General features: G+C 71.6%; 16 protein-coding genes. 13 read left to right on the forward strand and 3 right to left on the reverse strand.

The features are described 5' to 3' along the window. The first annotated feature begins 415 nt into the window (after positions 1-415). Together ACZ68L_RS37705 and ACZ68L_RS37710 are read left to right on the forward strand one after the other, a co-directional pair. A complete protein-coding gene (locus ACZ68L_RS37705) occupies positions 416-889 on the forward strand; it encodes a hypothetical protein (protein ID WP_469586816.1) in 474 nt (157 codons plus the stop codon). Positions 890-1118: 229 nt separating this feature from the next. Then, complete coding sequence (locus ACZ68L_RS37710; protein WP_469586818.1) at positions 1119-1580, forward strand: hypothetical protein; 462 nt, start codon at positions 1119-1121, stop codon at positions 1578-1580. A 4-nt stretch (positions 1581-1584) separates the two neighbouring features. Here the strand turns inward: ACZ68L_RS37710 and ACZ68L_RS37715 are convergent, their stop codons facing one another. Further along, positions 1585-2340 (reverse strand): class I SAM-dependent methyltransferase, encoded by a 756-nt coding sequence (locus tag ACZ68L_RS37715; RefSeq protein ID WP_469586821.1) that lies wholly within the window; start codon positions 2338-2340, stop codon positions 1585-1587. Between the two features lie 164 nt (positions 2341-2504). On the opposite strand from ACZ68L_RS37715, the gene ACZ68L_RS37720 reads away from it, so the two are divergent. The 5 genes from ACZ68L_RS37720 to ACZ68L_RS37740 all read left to right on the forward strand — a co-directional run bounded on the left by ACZ68L_RS37720 (position 2505) and on the right by ACZ68L_RS37740 (position 6668). Beyond that, positions 2505-3797: a sensor histidine kinase gene (locus tag ACZ68L_RS37720; RefSeq protein WP_469586824.1), complete on the forward strand. Its 1293-nt coding sequence runs from the start codon at positions 2505-2507 to the stop codon at positions 3795-3797. 82 nt (positions 3798-3879) lie between these two features. After that, on the forward strand, positions 3880-4536 hold the full coding sequence (locus tag ACZ68L_RS37725) for a response regulator (RefSeq protein WP_469586911.1): 657 nt from the start codon (positions 3880-3882) through the stop codon (positions 4534-4536). 119 nt (positions 4537-4655) lie between these two features. Next, a complete protein-coding gene (locus ACZ68L_RS37730) occupies positions 4656-4847 on the forward strand; it encodes a DUF6381 family protein (protein WP_351083309.1) in 192 nt (63 codons plus the stop codon). A 141-nt stretch (positions 4848-4988) separates the two neighbouring features. Then, positions 4989-6026, forward strand: coding sequence for an MsnO8 family LLM class oxidoreductase (locus tag ACZ68L_RS37735; protein WP_469586827.1), 1038 nt, complete (start codon positions 4989-4991; stop codon positions 6024-6026). 132 nt (positions 6027-6158) lie between these two features. Then, positions 6159-6668 (forward strand): mycothiol transferase, encoded by a 510-nt coding sequence (locus tag ACZ68L_RS37740; RefSeq protein ID WP_469586830.1) that lies wholly within the window; start codon positions 6159-6161, stop codon positions 6666-6668. Positions 6669-6799: 131 nt separating this feature from the next. Here the strand turns inward: ACZ68L_RS37740 and ACZ68L_RS37745 are convergent, their stop codons facing one another. Further along, positions 6800-7606: an SAM-dependent methyltransferase gene (locus ACZ68L_RS37745; protein ID WP_469586833.1), complete on the reverse strand. Its 807-nt coding sequence runs from the start codon at positions 7604-7606 to the stop codon at positions 6800-6802. Between the two features lie 394 nt (positions 7607-8000). On the opposite strand from ACZ68L_RS37745, the gene ACZ68L_RS37750 reads away from it, so the two are divergent. Continuing rightward, positions 8001-9014, forward strand: coding sequence for an aminoglycoside phosphotransferase family protein (locus ACZ68L_RS37750; protein ID WP_469586836.1), 1014 nt, complete (start codon positions 8001-8003; stop codon positions 9012-9014). 138 nt (positions 9015-9152) lie between these two features. Here the strand turns inward: ACZ68L_RS37750 and ACZ68L_RS37755 are convergent, their stop codons facing one another. Then, a complete protein-coding gene (locus ACZ68L_RS37755) occupies positions 9153-9719 on the reverse strand; it encodes a DUF4291 domain-containing protein (RefSeq protein ID WP_469586839.1) in 567 nt (188 codons plus the stop codon). Positions 9720-9931: 212 nt separating this feature from the next. Between ACZ68L_RS37755 and ACZ68L_RS37760 the strand changes: the two genes are divergently transcribed. Genes ACZ68L_RS37760 through ACZ68L_RS37780 form a run of 5 tightly spaced genes read left to right on the forward strand, consistent with a single transcriptional unit; the run spans position 9932 to position 17220 of the window. Continuing rightward, positions 9932-11539, forward strand: a complete 1608-nt coding sequence (locus ACZ68L_RS37760; RefSeq protein ID WP_469586842.1) for an ABC transporter substrate-binding protein — start codon at positions 9932-9934, stop codon at positions 11537-11539. Then, the gene (locus ACZ68L_RS37765) at positions 11539-12525 is read left to right on the forward strand and encodes an ABC transporter permease (RefSeq protein ID WP_469586845.1); all 987 of its coding nucleotides are present in this window, start codon (positions 11539-11541) and stop codon (positions 12523-12525) included. Before ACZ68L_RS37760 ends, ACZ68L_RS37765 begins: the two co-directional genes overlap by 1 nt. A gap of 2 nt (positions 12526-12527) precedes the next feature. Further along, the gene (locus tag ACZ68L_RS37770; protein ID WP_469586848.1) at positions 12528-14447 is read left to right on the forward strand and encodes a dipeptide/oligopeptide/nickel ABC transporter permease/ATP-binding protein; all 1920 of its coding nucleotides are present in this window, start codon (positions 12528-12530) and stop codon (positions 14445-14447) included. Then, positions 14444-15283 (forward strand): ABC transporter ATP-binding protein, encoded by an 840-nt coding sequence (locus ACZ68L_RS37775; protein ID WP_469586851.1) that lies wholly within the window; start codon positions 14444-14446, stop codon positions 15281-15283. The genes ACZ68L_RS37770 and ACZ68L_RS37775 overlap by 4 nt, the downstream gene beginning before the upstream one ends. Beyond that, on the forward strand, positions 15280-17220 hold the full coding sequence (locus tag ACZ68L_RS37780; RefSeq protein WP_469586854.1) for a S9 family peptidase: 1941 nt from the start codon (positions 15280-15282) through the stop codon (positions 17218-17220). Before ACZ68L_RS37775 ends, ACZ68L_RS37780 begins: the two co-directional genes overlap by 4 nt. The last annotated feature ends 11 nt before the right edge of the window (positions 17221-17231 follow it).

The raw sequence follows: 17231 nt of genomic DNA on the forward strand, positions 1-17231 counted from the left end.
GGCGAATCGGTGTGTCGGCGCGGACCGCGGGCGGTCGGTGTCGGAGGGGGAACGGCCGCCCCGATCCGTCGACGCGCAGTGCGTGCGCCCGCTCGAACCGTCGTGTGCAGACTGCCTCGCCACGCCCCCGGAACGCGCCGACGGTCGCGGCGCGGTGCTCGGCCCGGCGTCCGAACGGCTCGTCGGTGGGCGCGGCGTCACGTGTCGAGTCGTCTGCCCCACGAGTCGAAGGGATGGCCGCGGTGCGCTCGGCCCAAAGCGCCGGGTGTCGCTCGTCATGCCGGACGGCGGCCGGTGGGGCATCGAACGGGAGCCCGATCTCCGATCGGTCCTCGAACGAGACGACCACGTGCGTGTCCGGACCCGCCGGATGGTTGTCGGGGCCAGCTGTCGGCCGACGCCGACGCCGACGCCCGTGCTTGCCTTCTCGCTCGGTCATGGCTGCCACGGAGCCGACGGCGGCGCCGGAGTGAGTTGTGCGGTCCGTTTCGTCCACACGCCGGGAACGATGTACTCCCTGGTGCTGAAGCGGGCCGCGGTGAGCGGGGCGACACAGCTGATGTCCGGCGACGTCGTCGAGACGGCGACAGGAACGCCGGTGGCCCACATCGGCAGCTTCAGCCTGCCGTCGGCCTCGGGCCGGTTCAAGAACGCCGGTCAGGGATTCATCGAGCCCTGCCTTCCGGCCGGCTTCGGGCAGCATGTCACCGTGACGTACGGCAAACCGGTCGGCACCGAGGTCGACGTCGACCACACGGGCGGCCTTCCCACCGTCACCGATCCATCGTCCGGCAGCTGCCTGACCACCACCTCCACGGCCACCGGCCGGGGACAGCAGGTCACGGTGACGGGCAACGCGTCGGCGGCGGCGGTCGGCCGGACCGCGTAACTCGCCCGGGGCCACGCGCGGCACCGCACCCGGGCCGGCCGGCGGACGGCTTGATGACCGGCGTCCTGGCCGATCCTGCGGACGGTGCGCCGCGCACCACCGGGAGATCCTGCTGAGCGCCCCGCCGGTGCGATGCGCGTCGCACCGGCGGGAGCGCCTTGCGAAGCGCCACCGGCATCTCCTGGCTAAGCTCGTCGAGGGGCCGAATACCAGATCGACGGAGGCTCCCATGACAACGACGTTTGAACCGCGCGATGTGGCCCCCCGCCTCGCCATCGGCGCGTTCATCCTGAACTCCGGCCTGGGCAAGTTGAAGGCGGACGAGGAGACGGCGCAGGCCGTGCACGGCATGGCCTGTGTCGCCTACCCGTTCCTCAAGAAGCTGGAGGCCGGGCGATTCACCCGGATGCTCGGCTGGTCGGAGGTCACGATCGGCGGTGCGCTGCTCGCCCCCATCGTGCCGACCCGGCTGGCCGGACTGGCGCTGACCGGGTTCTCCGGGGGGCTCCTCGGCCTCTACCTCCGTGTTCCCGGTATGCGGGAGCCCGGCAGCCTGCGCCCCACCCAGAACGGCATCCCGATGGCCAAGGACTCCTGGATGCTGGGCGTGGGGCTGGGCTTCCTGACCGCGGGCTGCCACCGGGGACGCCGGGGCGCGTCGAGGTGCCCCCGGCGCCGGACCCGGGGCTGACCGCTCACCCCGTGGCCGGGCGGGCACCGGCGGTTCGTTCGCCGCGCGCGGCGGGGTTGCGGGTGCGAGAGGGCGTCGGATCCAGACGCCAGACGCGGGCCGGTGGGACGTTCGCCCACACCGTGCGCCCCTGGGCCGGCCCGCGCCGCCGGTATGCGGCGAGGACCGCCTCGACCGCCCGGTGCCGGGCCACCTCGGCGGCGGGGGCGACCAACCGGCGGGCCGGGGCGGTGCCGACGTACGCGAAGTAGGTCAACGACCCGCCTGGGCGCAACAGATCCAGGTAGCGGTCCATCAGAGAGGCGACCGTGTCCGGGCCGAAGTTGGTGAAGGGCAGGCCCGAGATGATGACGTCGTAGGACTTGTGTGTGTCCAGGCACTCGATACGCGTCTCGTGGACCCGAACCCGAAGGGGGCTCCGGTCGGGGCTCGGGCCGCGGAGGCGTGTCGAGCGGGTCTCCCGGTCCGAGCGCTGTTCGTGGACGACGTTCCGCAGGACCGCCGCGAAGCGCGGGTTGGCCTCGACCACGTCCAGCGAGCTTCCCGGGGCGAGCGACGGCAGCAGGAAGCGGGTGACGGGGCCCGTGCCCGCCCCCACCTCCAGGACATCCAGCCGTTGTCCGGCCCGCTCGGTGGCCGGTTCGGAGAGGGCGGCGGCGAGACGACGGCTGCTGGGTGCCACCGCGCCGGTGGTACGGAAGCCGCGTACGGCCTCGGTGACGAAGAGCCGGGTGTCGGTGAAGCGGGGCCAAGAAGTCATACCGGCGACGCTATGGAGCAGAGGCTCTCAGGAAATCGGCCGTTGTGTCCGGGCGAACTGGTACCGATGTCATCAAAGAGGCGTACACAACCCCCACGAAAGTAGGGGGTGGACGCGACCGGAGGCCGATGGGCCCGGGGCGATGAGGTGCCTACGATCGGCCGGTGGAACGCGAATACCCTCATCGAGGTCCGGTATGGACGGAGTGGCTGCTGTGCGGCGGGGTGTTGCTGCTGGTCGCCCAGGGGGTGGTGAAGGCCCGTCTCGGCACGCCACTTCCGGCTGCCGGGCCGGTGTCGGCCATCGTGGCCACGTTGCTTCTGCCGGCGCGCTGGCGCCGCCCGCTCCTGGTGCTCGCTGTCGCGGCGGCGGCGTTGATCGCCCAGGGCGCGTATGAGCCCATGACGGTGATGGTCTTCCATCTGTCCGCCCAGGGCCGGATCCGGCTCGCCGTGGCGGCCGGGGCGGTCGGGGGTGCGCTGCCGTGGGTGTGTACCGCGCCCCTGAGTGGCGGCGTGACACCGTCGTACGGCGCCGGACTGCTGTTCTTGCTGGCGCTGATGGCCGGGCTGTGGTGGCACAGCCGTCGACGGCTGATCGACTCGTTGAGCGAACAAGTGGAACTCCGCGCGGAACAGGCCAGGTCGGCCGAGCGGGCCCGGATCGCGGCCGAAATGCACGACGTGCTGGCACACCGGCTGAGTCTGTTGGCGCTGCACACCGGCGTGCTGGCACTGCGGGCGGATTCCATGCCGCCGCAGGTCGGCGGGCGGATCGCCCTGTTGCGCACCACGTCCACACAGGCGTTGGCCGATCTCAGGGACGTTCTGGGCGCACTGCGAGCGGAAGAACACGAGAGCGGCCAGGGCGGGGCGGACTCGGGGTGCCGGGCGGTCTCCGCTCCCGCGATCCGGAACCTGTCCGAACTGCTCGACGAGGTGCGGGCCATCGGCCAGGAGGTGGCGGCCGAAGTGACGGGCGACCCGGGCACCACTCCCGCCACCCATCTGCTGGCCGTGCACCGACTCGTCCAGGAGGGCCTCACCAACGCCCGAAAGCACGCACCGGGCACGGCGGTTCGGCTGAGGGTGCACTACGGAGCTCCCGCCACCGAGGTGGAGCTGGTCAATGCCGCCACCGCAGGCCCCGGACCACGCAGCGACGAGGGGGCAGGCCCGGGTTACGGCCTGATCGGTCTCGGTGAGCGCGTGGCCGGGCTGCACGGCCGGCTCGATCACGGCCCGGAACCGGACGGCGGATGGCGGCTCGCGGCCCGGCTTCCGTTGTCCGCGCCGACCGGCGAACCCGAACGGAGGCAGGGCGGGCAGCGGGTCACCGACCCGGCCGGAAGGCACCCGGGAAGGACCGTCGGCGGAGGCATCGGCAAGGAGACCGGCAGGGCATGGGCAAGGGCTTGGGCAAGGACATCGGAGAAAGGGTCGGTAAAGGCATGGTGAACCGGGCCGGGAAGCTGTCGGTGGGACGCGGTGGGCGGCTTCGGACGGGGGCTGGGCGGTGAGCGCGGTGTCCATCAGGGCGATGGTGGTGGACGATGACGCCCTGGTCCGTCTGGCCCTGACCGATCTGCTGGCGACGGATTCCGGCATCGAAGTCGTCGCTCAGGCGTCCGACGGCCTCCAGGCCGTGACGGAGGCCGCCGCCCACCGGGTGGACGTAGCGCTCATGGACGTACGGATGCCGCGACTGGACGGCATCGCGGCCATCGCGCGACTACGTCTGCTGTCCCATGCGCCACGCATCATCACCCTGACGACCTTCGACTTGGACGCATACGTGTACGAGGCCCTGGCGGCCGGTGCCGATGGTTTTCTGCTCAAGGACTCCGACCCTGCCGAGATTCTGCGGGCGGTGCATCTCGTGGCAGCCGGATCGGCGATGCTGCACCCGTCCGCGGCCCGGCGGCTGATCGACCGCTACCACCGCACCGTCCGGCCGGCGACCGCTGCCGCCCGGGGCCGGGTGGGCCGCCTGACACCGCGCGAGCGTGATGTCCTGGTACTTGTTGCCGAAGGGGCCACCAACGCGGAGATCGCCGGGCGGCTGCGGATGAGCGAGAGCACGGTGAAGGCCCACGTCAGCCGCATCTTGACTACCCTGGAGGTCGGAAACCGTGTTCGAGCGGCGCTGGCCGCCCGGGACGCTGGGCTGATGGCTGATGGTTGGAATGACGGCTGACCTGGGCCGGACTCTTGTGCGTCGCACTCAACGGTGGGTGACCGTCCGGGACGCGTTGCCCCCAGGAGACCCGGTTCCGTGGGCGGAGCCCGCTCCGGCCGCGGATCCAAGGAGTGATCATGAGCGAGTCAGAAGAATACCGAGGTCGCGTGAAGCAGATGCGTGCGAAGGCCAAGGACCTTGAGGAGGCGGCCGAGCGCACCACCGACCCCAAGGAACGCCAGCGCCTGAAGGACAAGGCCCGCAGGATCGAAGCGGAGAGTGATCAGGTCAGCGGCATGGCGAGCGGGGACATCTACCCCATGAAGTAGCCGCCCGGCCGTACCCCGGCCCCTCCGCCGACGCCGAGCACGCCTGTCGGCCGCGGGTCCTCGACGGTTATCGTCCAGGGCCCGCGCGCACTCGGCGGCCGGCCGGGGAATCCTGGGGCGGGCCGGACGTTGAACAAGGATGTGAGCTCCGTGATCGCATCCACCCGGTTTTCCGTCCTTGACCGCTCCCGAACCCGCGAGGGCCACGACGGCCCGGAAGCGCTGCGCGACACCGTACGTCTCGCCCAGGAGGCCGAAGCGCTCGGTTTTCACCGGTTCTGGGTGTCCGAGCACCACAGCGTGCCGGGTGTCGCCGGTTCGGCGCCGACCGTGCTGGCAGCGGCCGTCGCGGCGGCGACGTCGACCATTCGGGTCGGTACGGGCGGCGTGATGCTTCCCAACCATCAACCACTGGTGGTGGCCGAGCAGTTCGGGGTGCTGGAGTCGCTCTTCCCCGGCCGGATCGACATGGGTCTCGGACGCTCGGTGGGCTTCACCGACGGCATTCGCCGGGCGCTCGGCCGGGACAAGTCGGCCGCGGAGGACTTCGCCGGCCGGCTCGACGAACTGCTCGGCTGGCTGGAGGGTGCGCAGCGCGCCCACCCGCAGGTTCATGCCCGCCCCGCGGAGGGGCTGCGCATACCCCCGTTCGTGCTGGCCACCGGCGAGGGGGCCGGTATCGCCGCCGCGGCCGGACTGCCCCTGGTCATCGGTGATCTCCGCGGCCGGGAGAAGCTGCTGCGGGCCGTCGAGCGCTACCGCCGGGAGTTCCGCCCCTCGTCCTGGGCCCATGAGCCCTATGTCGTCGTGTCGGGCACGATCGCGCTCGCGGGGAGCGCGGAGGAGGCCCTGCGCCTTCTGGTGCCGGAGGCCTGGTCCCTGGCCCACGCCCGGACGCACGGCGTGTTCCCGCCGCTCGTCCCCGCCGAACGGGTCGAGGCGCTGACCATGACGGAGAAGGAGCGTGGCTTTTACGAGCAGGGATTGCACGGTCATCTCCAGGGAACGGAGGACCACCTGGTCCCGGCGCTCGAAGCGGCGATCGAGGAGACCGGGGCGGACGAGGTACTGGTCACCACCAGTACCTATGACCGCGTGGCTCTGGTGGATTCACTGCGTCGGCTGGCCCGGATCGCGGAGCTGACGACTGACAGGAGCGAATCCGCCGCCCTGGCATGACGGCTGCCGCACCGCCCGTGGCCCCGACGATTCGTGCGGGTCGCCTCCCCGTCGCCACCACGACCGGAGGCGTGCCGGGTGCGGCGCGTGTCGATGGCGGGGGAGTAGTACGAGAGCGGCCATGGTGAGGGCATGAACAGCGTTGACCTTTTGACGGATGCTTTCACCCGTGTCCAGGAGACGGTGCACTCAGCGGTCGAGGGCGTTTCGCGCACCGATCTCCATGCCCGTCTCGACGACGGAGCGAACACGATCGCCTGGCTCGTGTGGCACCTCACCCGGATCCAGGACGACCATGTATCGGACGCGGCCGGGATCGAGCAGGTCTGGTTCACCCACGACTGGGCCTCGCGCTTCGATCTTCCCTTCGCGAAGGACGCCACCGGTTACGGACACAGCAGCGCGGACGTCGCGGCTGTGCAGGTGGGCTCGGCCGAACTGCTGATCGGTTACTACGACGACGTCCACGAACAGACCCTCCGGTTCCTTCGTGGGCTCGACGGCAGGGCTCTGAGCCGCGTCGTGGACGAGGCATGGTCGCCGCCGGTCACCCTCGGGGTTCGTCTGATCAGTGTCATCTCGGACGATCTGCAACACGCGGGCCAGGCGGCCTTCGTCCGGGGTGTGCTCGAACGCCGGTAGAACCCGGCGTGAGCGCAGGCCCGTTGGGCCGGGGGAGCAGCCGGTACCCGCCGATTCCCGTTGCGCTCCCGGTCCTCCGGAAGCCGCAGCCGTGGAAGGCATGGCTCCGGCTTCCGGAGGACCCGGGCGGCTCAGCGCTTGAGCCCGACGCCGCTCACCGCGTGGCCCTGCAGGGCGTCCGCCGGGTTCTGGTCAGGATCGGGGCGCCAGGCCGACGTCTTGACGACGCCCGGCTCCATCAGTTCCAGACCGTGGAAGAAGTCGGCGATCCGTTCAGGGCTGCGCAGATGGTACGAACTGGCCGAGTTCGCGTTGTAGGAGGCGACGGCCTGGTTCAGCGAGTCACTTGTGTTCGTGCCGTCGCTGAGGGCCAGATAGCTTCCCGGGGGGAGCGCGTCCACCAGTCGGTCGACCAGCGCCCAGGGGTCGTCCTCATCGGGCAGCTGTCCCATGATCCCGAGCATGGTCAGCCCGACCGGCCGGCTGAAGTCCAGCGTCTTGGCGGCCTCGGAGAGGATCGCGTCGGCGTCCCTGACATCGGCGTCGATGTACGCGCAGGCGCCCTCGGGAGTGCTGGTGAGCAGGGCACGGGCATGGGTCAGGACGAGCGGGTCGTTGTCGACGTACACGATCCTGGACTCCGGGGCCACCCGCTGGGCCACCTCGTGCGTGTTGTCGGCGGTGGGCAGGCCCGTGCCTATGTCGAGGAATTGACGGATGCCCGCCTCCGCGGTCAGGAAGCGCACCGCGCGGGCGAGGAAGGCCCGCTGGAGGCGGGCGACGGCGGCGAAGTCCGGGAACGCCGTGAGGATCATGTCGCCCATCTCGTGGTCGACGGTGTAGTTGTCCTTGCCGCCCAGGATGTAGTTCCACACCCGTGCCGAGTGCGGCCGGTCCGTCTGAAGTCTGTCGGCCGGCGTCTGCGAAGAAGTACTCATGACGAAGATCCTGACATATGCCAAACGCGTCTGCCCGAGGTGCTGATCAGCGATTCCGTCCTGGAGGGGACCTGCCTCCGGCCGGAGGCAGGTCCCCTCCAGGACGTGTCACGGACCGTCGGTCAACGACTACCCGTGGTGGCGGACTTGAAGGTTCGGAGGACTGTCTCCCTTCCGGGCGAGGGGCGTTGAGCGGTGCGACGGCGCCGGTTCACGCATGGTCATGCGTCGTCGGTCCGTTCCGGTGCGGGAGGACGGTGTCCGTGCGGGGCGGGTAGTGGGTCGGCCGGGTGCGGAACGTAGTGGGTCGGCCGGGTGCGGAACATGGAGGCATGGCGCCCGTGCCGTGGATAAAGCAGGTGAAGGCCGGCGGTCACGGTGATGTGATGGAGCGATGCGACGTGAGGCGCCGGACATCGTGGACCGAGGACAGTATCCGAGTGCGGTGACGCCCTGGGAGCAGGAGGCGTGGCGGGAGGAGGCGCTCGGATGGGCGGAGCGCGAGCTGGCCGCCCGAGGGCTGCGCCGGACCGGGCAGCGACGGGTGCGGCTCCGTCCGTGGTCGGTGTTGGTACGGGTGCCCGTCGAGGGGCGCGACGCCGCCTGGTTCAAGGCTAATCCGCCGGCCAGCGCCTTCGAGGCGGCACTCAACGACGCCCTGGCCCGCTGGGTGCCCGAGTACGTTCTGAAGCCGCTCGCCGTCGACGCGGACCGCGGCTGGTCCCTTCTCCCGGACGGCGGCCCGCTCTTCAGGGACGTGCTCGACTCGCCCCGTGGCCCGGTCGACCGCCGTGCCTGGGAGGAGCCGTTGCGTCAGTACGCGGGAATGCAACGTGCTCTTCTCCCGTACACCAAACGGATCGAGCTGCTCGGAGTCCCCGGCGCGCGCACCGCCTCGCTCCCCGAGACCTTCGACCGGATCGTCGACGCGAACACCGCACTGGAACCGACCCAGCTCAAGGCGTTGCGCGAGCTGCGGCCGCGCCTCAAGGAGTGGTGCGAGGAACTCGCGGGCGTCGGGATCGCCGATACGCTCGACCACTCCGACCTGCACGACGGTCAGCTCTTCGCACTCGCGCCGGGCCGTTTCACGTTCTTCGACTGGGGCGACGCGGCCGTGGCCCATCCCTTCTGCAGCTTCCTGGTCCCCGCCCGGTCCGCCCGTGAGCGCTTCGGACCCGAGGTGCTGCCCCGGCTGCGCGACGCCTACCTGGAACCCTGGGAAGGTGACGGCCGTACGACGGCGGAACTGCGGAGCGCGCTGAGCCTGGCGTGGCGCCTAGGGGCGATCGGCCGAGCCTGTTCCTGGGGGCGTCTTTTCCCCGGTGCGTCCGGCAGCGCCGGTGCGCCAGGGGATGCCGAGAGCGCCCACTGGCTGCTGGAACTCCTCACCGAGCCACCGCTGTAGCGGGGAGGCGGCATCGGTAGCTCTGCGCGTCGTGGTGCGAGGTGCGGGGAGTGACGTCGTGTCAGACGTCGCTCCCTCGGCCGACGCGCCGAACGATGCGGGTTGGCACGGTCGTTCGGGAGGGCTGGGCGGCGGAGATCACGCGTCGATGAGGAGACTTCGCGCGGTGGCCGGCGGCACCGGGTAGATCCGCTCGGGCGGAAGCAGCCGCCGGGCCTGCGCGGTACGGCCGCCCTGCCTGAGTGCCGCGATCCTGCGAACCTGTGGCGTCACGTCGGTGAGGTCGACGACCCAGTCCTCCGCGAAGGTGCGGATCAGCCCGCGTCCGACCCCGACCTGGATGCTGTAGTGATGGAGCGCGGCTCCCCGCAATGAGCGCTCGGGATCCCACTGGACGTGGACGGGGGCTCGGGCGACGGCTGCCGGGTCGGCCGTCGTCAGTACGGCCCGGGACAGCGCCTCCTCCCAGCCGGAACGCGTGAGGCGTACCGCGAGCACGCGTTCCTGCCCGGACTTCTGTGCCCAGTTGCTGCGGTGCATGAGCCACAGGAACGACGGCTTGATCCAGGTCATCCGGTGAAACGAGAACGGCGGCACGAACCGGTTCGCCCGCAGGGACGGTCCGGCGACCGCGGGTGAGTACGCCTGGTACACCACGATCGTCCGATCGTCGTAGTGGGCGCGTACCTGGTGCTGGGCGGACATGTGCCACAGGTTTCCAGACACCCGATCCGACCGCGATCGGATTTCGCTCCGTCCGACCGGACCGTTCGTGCCTCCGCACCCTCGTGTTCGTCTTCGTCGCGGAGCACCGTCGGCAAGGCGGTTTTTCGTGCGGCGCGACCACTCGGGGCCGGTGCGCGGCTGCCTAATGTTCCCTCACTCGGCGGCGGCGTGCCGCTCCCTCGGAGGTGACCATGGCCAGCACCGCAGGCACGGAGACGAGATTCGGCACGAGGCGCGGCGCCCGGTCCGCGGCCGCGATGGTCACGACGCTCGGCCTGGTCACCACCGCGGCCGCGTGCGGCGGCTCGTCCGCCGAAGGGGGTGGCGGGTCGACGGTGGTCCTTGCCGTCGCCGCCGATCCGGGCACCCTCAGCCCCACCACGGCGCTGGCCAGTACCGCACTTTCGATGAACTCCTTCGCCTACGACACGCTCGTGCACATCGCCGCCGACGGCTCGCTGGTTCCCGGGGTGGCCGAGAAATGGTCCGCCACGTCCACCTCCGCGAAGTTCACCATTCGCTCGGGGGTGACCTGCGAGGACGGAGCGCCGCTCACCGCCGACGACGTGGCAGCCGAGTACAACCACATCGCCGATCCGAAGAACCAGTCCCCGATGCTCGGGCTGTCCGTCCCCATCACCGCTGTGGCGAAGGCCGACAGGGCGAGCCGGACCGTCACCGTCACCACGACGAAGCCCGCGCCGTTCGTCGTGCAGATGTCCCGGCTGCTGCCCTTGCTCTGCAAGAAGAGCCTGGCGACCCCGGAAGCCCTGACCAAGGCGACCGACGCGAGCGGACCGTACCGGCTGACCGAAGCGGTTCCGGGCGACCACTACACCTACGTCAAGCGGGACGGATACGCCTGGGGGCCCCGCGGTTCCACCGGAGCCGGTCTCCCCGGAAAGCTCGTGTTCAAGGTGGTCGCCAACGAGTCCACCGCGGCCAATCTCCTGATGGCCGGACAGATCAACGGGGCCCTGATCAACGGCGCCGACCAGGACCGGCTTGACGCGGCCAAGGTGTATCGCCGGACCACCCAGGCGCTCTTCGGGCAGTTCCTCTTCAACCAGGCCACCGGCCACCCGGGCGCCGACCCGGCGGTCCGCAAGGCCCTGGTCTCCGTGCTGGACCTGAAGCAACTCGCAAACGTGGCCACCGGCGGGAAGGGCAGACCCGCCACCGGAATCGGCGAGACCGCCCCCACCCCCTGCACCGGCGACACGGTGACCGGGAACCTTCCCGCCCATGACACGGCACGGGCCGCCGCCGCACTCACCACCGCGGGCTGGGCGAAGAGCGGCGGCACCTGGACCAAGGAAGGCAAGCCGCTCGCCGTCGGGCTCAGCTACTCGACCAACCAGGGCCCACAGGTCGCCTCGGCGGTCGAACTGGCCGTCCAGCAGTGGACGTCCTTCGGCGTGAAGGCATCGGCGAAGCCCACGGGTTCCTCCAGCATCCTCGGCACCCTCACCGGCGGCGACTGGGACGTGGCCTGGGCTCCGATCGGAGTCGTCCTCCCGGACCAGCTGACCCAGTTCTACGACGGGCCGCCACCGCCCGAGGGCAACAACTTCGGCGCCATCGCCAACGCCGACTACCACCGGCTCGCCGCACAGGCCTCGGCCAGGCCCGGCGTCTCGGGCTGCGCCCTGTGGAACGAGGCCGACGCCGCCCTGGTCAAGAGCGTCGACATCGTGCCGATCGTCGACAGGCCGCTCCGGTACTACGCAAAGGGCATCACCTTCGAGGTGGACGGCGCCGGCATCATCCCCAGCACCCTGCGGCGGAGCGCCGGCTGATGGCGACGATCACCCTCGACTCCCTGAGTACGACCGCCCGCAGCCCCTGGGCCGGATTCTTCCTGCGCCGCACCTGGCGACTGGTGGTGTCGCTGGCCGCGCTGGTCACGGCCGCGTTCGCGATGATCCACCTGATCCCCGGCGACCCGGTGCGGTCGGCGCTCGGCACCACCGCCGACCCGGCGCTGGTCGCTGCCCGCAGACACTCGCTCGGCCTGGACCAGTCGCTGCCGAAGCAGTACGGGGACTTCGTCGGCCATCTCTTCCAGGGCCGACTCGGTGACTCGATCGGCGCCCAGATGCCCGTCTCCGAGATCATCTCCAGCAGGCTCCCGGCCACTCTGCAGATCGCCGTCCCCGCGTTCGCGCTGATCCTGCTGCTCGCCATCCCGGTCGGGATGACCGCCGCGGTGCTGACCAAGGACGGCCGCAGGCGCCGAGGCGAGCTGGCCTTCACCGGCGTCACCGGCTTTCTGGGCGCGGTGCCCGAATTCCTGCTGGCCGTCGGCCTGGTCGCGGCGTTCGCCGTGGCATGGCCGGTCTTCCCGGTGGCCTCGCGCGGCGGCGTGGACTCCTACGTACTGCCGGTGCTGGCGCTCACCGTCGTCCCGGCGGCCGCGCTGTCGCGCATCGTCCGGGTGGAGACCCTGCGGGTGCTCGGCGAGGACTACATGCGCACCGCGCGGGCGAAGCGGCTTCCGGCCCGGTTGCGCTATCTGCGGCACGCGCTGCCGAATCTGCTGACGTCCTCGCTCACCCTGGGCGGTCTGCTGTTCAGTTCGCTGCTCGCCGGCACCGTACTGGTGGAGAACGTCTTCGCCTGGCCCGGACTCGGCACGACGATCGTCCAGGCGATCACCGAGAAGGACTATCCACTGGTCCAGGGCGTCGTGCTGGTCTACGGGGCGGCCGCGCTGCTCATCACCTTCGCCGTCGACGTGGCCGTGGCCGTCGCCGACCCCCAGTCCACCGTCCGCGGGAGTTGACGATGCCACACCAGGACCAAGACACCTCATTGCGGCACCGGCTGGGGCGCATGCTGCGGACACCGATCGGCATCACCGCGCTGACCGGCTGCCTGTTGGTGGCGCTGGTCGCCGTGTTCGGGCCGGTCCTGCTCGGCGACCAGGCCGCGCGGGTCGACACGGACGCGATCAACCAGGGCAGCAGCGCCGCGCATCTGCTGGGCACCGACCAGCTCGGTCGCGACATCGCCGCCCGTGTGGTGGTGGCGACCCGGTTGACCCTGCGACTCACCCTGCTGGCCGCCGTGGTCGGCGTCGGCGGCGGGCTGCTGCTCGGTGTCGCACCGGCGGTGGTCGGCCGACGCCTCGGCCGGCTGATCACCGCGACCGTGGGCGTGCTGGTGGCCTTTCCCGGACTGCTGTTCCTGCTCTTCCTCGCCACGATCTTCGGGGTGGGAAGCACCGGCGCGGTGTTCGCCGTGGGGCTGGCCATGGTCCCGCCCATGGCACGGCTGGTGCAGAACCTGACGGCCTCGGTCGCGGGCTCGGAGTACGTCGCCGCGGCACGGATCCTCGGCGTGGGCCGGTTCCGGCTGGTCGTACGTCATCTGCTCCCCAACATCGCCGAGCCGTCGGTGCTGTTCGCCGCCCAGGCGACCGGCGGCATCCTGGTCGCGTTCTCCGGCCTCTCGTTCCTCGGCCTGGGCGTGCAGCCGCCCGAGTACGACTGGGGGCGGCTGCTCAACGAGCAGCTGAACCGGATCTACGTGAACCCGGCGGCGGCCCTGGCACCCGGCGCGGCCGTCGTCCTGACGGGTCTGGTGTTCGGGCTGGTCGGCGAAGCGCTCGCCCAGGCCGGTGGCCGACGGACGCCGCAGACACCGGACCCGGCGCCGGGAGGACGGCCGGGCACGGCACCGGTCGTTCCACACTCCGACAACGACGACGCGCCACTGGTCCGGGCGCGCGACCTGCGCGTGACCTTTCCCGGCGGGCGGCACGCCGTACGCGGGATCTCCCTGGACATCGGCGCAGGCGAGGCCGTCGGCCTGGTCGGAGAATCGGGGTCCGGCAAGAGCCTGAGCGCCCTGGCCCTGGCGGATCTGGTCCCGCACCCGGGACGGGTCGACGCGGGCACGCTCCGCTTCGACGGCCACGATCCGCGCGCGGACCCGCGCCTGGGCACCGAGCTGGCCATGGTCTTCCAGGACCCGATGGCCTCGCTCAACCCGGCCCTGCGCGTGGGCCGCCAGCTCGCCGAGGTGGCCGAGGTGCACCTCGGAGCGTCCCGGGCGCAGGCCACGGCACGCGCCACCGACCGGCTCGGCGCGGTCCGGATCCCCGAGCCCGAACGGCGCGCACGGCAACGGCCGCACGAGTACTCCGGCGGGATGCGACAGCGGGCCGTCATCGCGATGGGCCTGATGGGCGAGCCGAAACTCATCATCGCCGACGAGCCGACCACGGCACTCGACGTGGCCGTCCAGCAACAGGTGCTCGACCTGCTCGCCGAGGTGCGCGCGGACTCCGGTGCCGCACTGCTGCTGATCTCCCACGACCTCGCCGTCGTCGCCCAGGTCTGCGAACGCGTCCTGGTGATGTACGGAGGCCTGGTCGTCGAGGACCTCCCCGTCGCCGGACTGATCCGCGGCGCGGCCCACCCGTACACCCGGGCGCTGGTGGGGGCCGTCCCGACCATGGCCACGGATCCCGGCACGGAACTGGCGACCATCCCCGGCCGCCCGCCGGAACCGGGGGAGGCGGGTCCGGGCTGTCCCTTCGCACCGCGTTGCGCACGGGCCCGGGACCGCTGCCACGACGAGGTCCCCGACCTCACCTCATCCGGCCCCGGCCACAAGGTCGCCTGCTGGTACCCGGTGGACGCGATGGCGGTCGGCGCGCCCGCCCGGACCACCTCCAACGGAGCGGAGGCAACGCCATGAGCTCACTCGAACTGCGCGGAATCACCGTGCGCTACGGTCGCTTCACCGCGGTGGAGAACGTCGACCTGCTGGTGCCGGAGGGAACGGTCACCGGACTCGTGGGCGGCTCGGGGTCGGGGAAATCGACCCTCGGGAAGGCCGTCGTCGGGCTGGCGCCGACGCACTCCGGGCGGGTACTGGTCGCCGGGCGCGACGTCAGGCACCGGCACGGGCGCAGCCCGGTGCAGCTGGTGTTCCAGAATCCGTATGCCTCGCTCGACCCGCGCATGACCATCGGCGCGTCGGTGGCCGAAGCGTGGGCGTCGCCCCGCGGAGCCGAAGGGGGCGAAGCACCAGCCGGGACGGCACCGGCCCGGCGGACCGGCTCGCGCGAAAGATCCGTCCGCAGGGCAACGGTCCGTGAACGCCGCGCGGAACGCGACGCGGAGGTGGCCCGCTGTCTGGAGCTCGTCGGCATCGACCCCGCGCGGGCGGCGCTCACCCCGGACGCGCTCTCGGGCGGCCAGCGCCAACGGGTGGCCCTGGCCAGGGCTCTGGCCGCCCGGCCCGCCGTGCTGATCGCGGACGAGATCACCTCGGCCCTGGACGTGTCGGTCCAGGGCGCGGTGCTCAATCTGCTGCGCCGGCTCCAGCGCGAGCTGGGCTTCGCGATGGTCTTCATCTCCCACAACCTCGCGGTCGTCCGCTACTTGTCCGACCAGGTCGCCGTGATGGACGGCGGACGCCTCGTCGAGTGCGGCCCCACCGACCGGGTGCTGGAGCGCCCGGAGCACCCGACGACCCGGAACCTGCTCTCCTGTGTACCGACTCTCGCCCTCGCCGAGGAGGCGTCATGACCCGACCGCTGAAGATCGACGACTTGTACCGGTTCGAGATCCCCGGTGATCCCGCGTTGTCTCCCGACGGGGAACGTGTCGCCTACACGCTGGCCACCCAGGACGCCGAGAACGACCGCGTGGTCCGCTCCGTGTGGGAGGTGCGCGCCGCGGGAGGCCCGGCCCGGCGGCTCACCCACGGCCCGGCGGACACCACGCCGCGCTGGTCACCGGACGGGGCGCGGCTGGCGTTCCTGCGCGAGGGACAGCTCCATCTGCTGTCCGTCGACGGGGGAGAGGCCGTACCGCTCACCACGCCCGCCCGGTGCCCGGCGGGAGCGGGCACACCGGTCTGGAGTCCGGACGGATCACGGATCGCCTTCTCGGCCCCCGCGACCCGGCGCGAGGACACCGCCCCCGTGGTCATCGACGCCCTCGGCTGGAAGGCGGACGGGTCCGGGCTGATCGGGTCGGTCCGGACGCAACTGTTCGTGGTGGAGGTGGAGTCGGGCGAGGTCGGGCAGCTCACGCACGGCGACCGGCACGCCGGCCCGCCCGCCTGGTCGCCCGACGGCACACAGCTCGCCTACCCGGCGCAGAGCGGCCCGGACGCGGCTGCGCTCGGGACCTCGGCCGCCCATGTCGTAGGGGTCGGGGAAGACGCGCCCGGGCCCCGCCGGATCGGCCCGGCCGAGGGCCTGGCCGGTCCGGTGAGCTGGTTCCCCGACGGATCGGCCCTGCTCGTCGTCGGCCGGACCACGTTCGGCGTCGGCCATCAGGAACTGCTGCGCCAGCCCCTGGACGGATCGGCGCCGGTGTCGGTCAGCGCCGCCCTGGACCGCAATGTCCTGCCCGGCGGGCCGGGCTACCCGGGTGCGCTGCCGCAGTTCCACGGCGACGCCATCGTGTTCTGCGCCCGCGACCGGGGAGCCACGCGCCTGTACCGGGTGGACGCGGCGGGGATCAGCGCCTCTCCGCTGCCCGTCGGCACCGGGGTCAGCGGCTGCTCGGTCGCCACGAAGGCCGGGCGGGCGGCGGTGGTGGTCGCCGACGCGTCGAGCTTCGCCGAGATCGAACTGCTCGACCTGGACGCCTGGACGTCCGGGGAACCGGGCGCGCCGTCCGCCGGATCACAGCCCACGCGACTCACCGACCACATGGCCCGGTCGCTGCCCGAGATCGCCCTCCACCAGGTCACCGAACGCGAGTTCACCCTCGCGGACGGCACCGTGGTGCACGGCATGATCACCCGGGCCGCGCGGACGCCCGCGGGCGGGCCGCTGCTGGTCGACGTGCACGGCGGTCCGCACAACGCCTGGGCGCCGCACTCCGATCCCGCGCACCTCTACCACCAGGAGCTGGCCTCGCTGGGCTGGACCGTCCTGACGCTGAACGTCCGCGCCAGCGACGGCTACGGCGAGGCGTTCTACACGGCCGCCGTCGGCGCCTGGGGCGAGACGGACGAACAGGACGTCCTGCAACCGGTCGCCACCCTTGTTGCCGAGGGGCTCGTCGACCCGGAGCGGATCGCGCTCACCGGCTACAGCTACGGCGGCTATCTGAGCTGCTGGCTCTCCGCCCGCAGCGACCGCTTCGCCGCCGTCGTCCCGGGCGGGATCCTGGTCGACCTGAGGAGCATGGCCGGTACCTCCGAGGAAGGGCATCTGATCGCCGACCACGAGATCGGCGCCCCGGAACGGCTGAGTGAGCTCTCGCCGATCAGCCACGCGGACGCGGTCCGCGCCCCCACCCTGATCCTGCACGGCGGCGCGGACGACACCTGTCCGGTCGGCCAGGCCGAGCAGTGGTTCCACGCGCTGCGGACCCGGGACGTGCCGGCCCGGCTGGTCGTGTACCCCGGCAGCTCGCACCTCTTCCTCCTGGACGGCCGGCCCTCGCACCGGGAGGACTACTCCCGCCGGTTGATCGAATGGGTCACCACGCACACCGACCGCTGAAGCCGTCGAAC

The sequence above is a fragment of the Streptomyces sp. NPDC104309 genome (assembly GCF_055584025.1).

Bases quoted from the DNA above. Each gene is read 5' to 3' on its own strand.
- ACZ68L_RS37710 (WP_469586818.1), top strand. From the start codon at position 1,119: ATGACAACGACGTTTGAACCGCGCGATGTGGCCCCCCGCCTCGCCATC.
- ACZ68L_RS37715 (WP_469586821.1), bottom strand. From the start codon at position 2,340: ATGACTTCTTGGCCCCGCTTCACCGACACCCGGCTCTTCGTCACCGAG.
- ACZ68L_RS37725 (WP_469586911.1), top strand. From the start codon at position 3,880: ATGGTGGTGGACGATGACGCCCTGGTCCGTCTGGCCCTGACCGATCTG.
- ACZ68L_RS37730 (WP_351083309.1), top strand. From the start codon at position 4,656: ATGAGCGAGTCAGAAGAATACCGAGGTCGCGTGAAGCAGATGCGTGCG.
- ACZ68L_RS37740 (WP_469586830.1), top strand. From the start codon at position 6,159: ATGAACAGCGTTGACCTTTTGACGGATGCTTTCACCCGTGTCCAGGAG.
- ACZ68L_RS37745 (WP_469586833.1), bottom strand. From the start codon at position 7,606: ATGAGTACTTCTTCGCAGACGCCGGCCGACAGACTTCAGACGGACCGG.
- ACZ68L_RS37750 (WP_469586836.1), top strand. From the start codon at position 8,001: ATGCGACGTGAGGCGCCGGACATCGTGGACCGAGGACAGTATCCGAGT.
- ACZ68L_RS37755 (WP_469586839.1), bottom strand. From the start codon at position 9,719: ATGTCCGCCCAGCACCAGGTACGCGCCCACTACGACGATCGGACGATC.
- ACZ68L_RS37760 (WP_469586842.1), top strand. From the start codon at position 9,932: ATGGCCAGCACCGCAGGCACGGAGACGAGATTCGGCACGAGGCGCGGC.
- ACZ68L_RS37765 (WP_469586845.1), top strand. From the start codon at position 11,539: ATGGCGACGATCACCCTCGACTCCCTGAGTACGACCGCCCGCAGCCCC.
- ACZ68L_RS37770 (WP_469586848.1), top strand. From the start codon at position 12,528: ATGCCACACCAGGACCAAGACACCTCATTGCGGCACCGGCTGGGGCGC.
- ACZ68L_RS37775 (WP_469586851.1), top strand. From the start codon at position 14,444: ATGAGCTCACTCGAACTGCGCGGAATCACCGTGCGCTACGGTCGCTTC.
- ACZ68L_RS37780 (WP_469586854.1), top strand. From the start codon at position 15,280: ATGACCCGACCGCTGAAGATCGACGACTTGTACCGGTTCGAGATCCCC.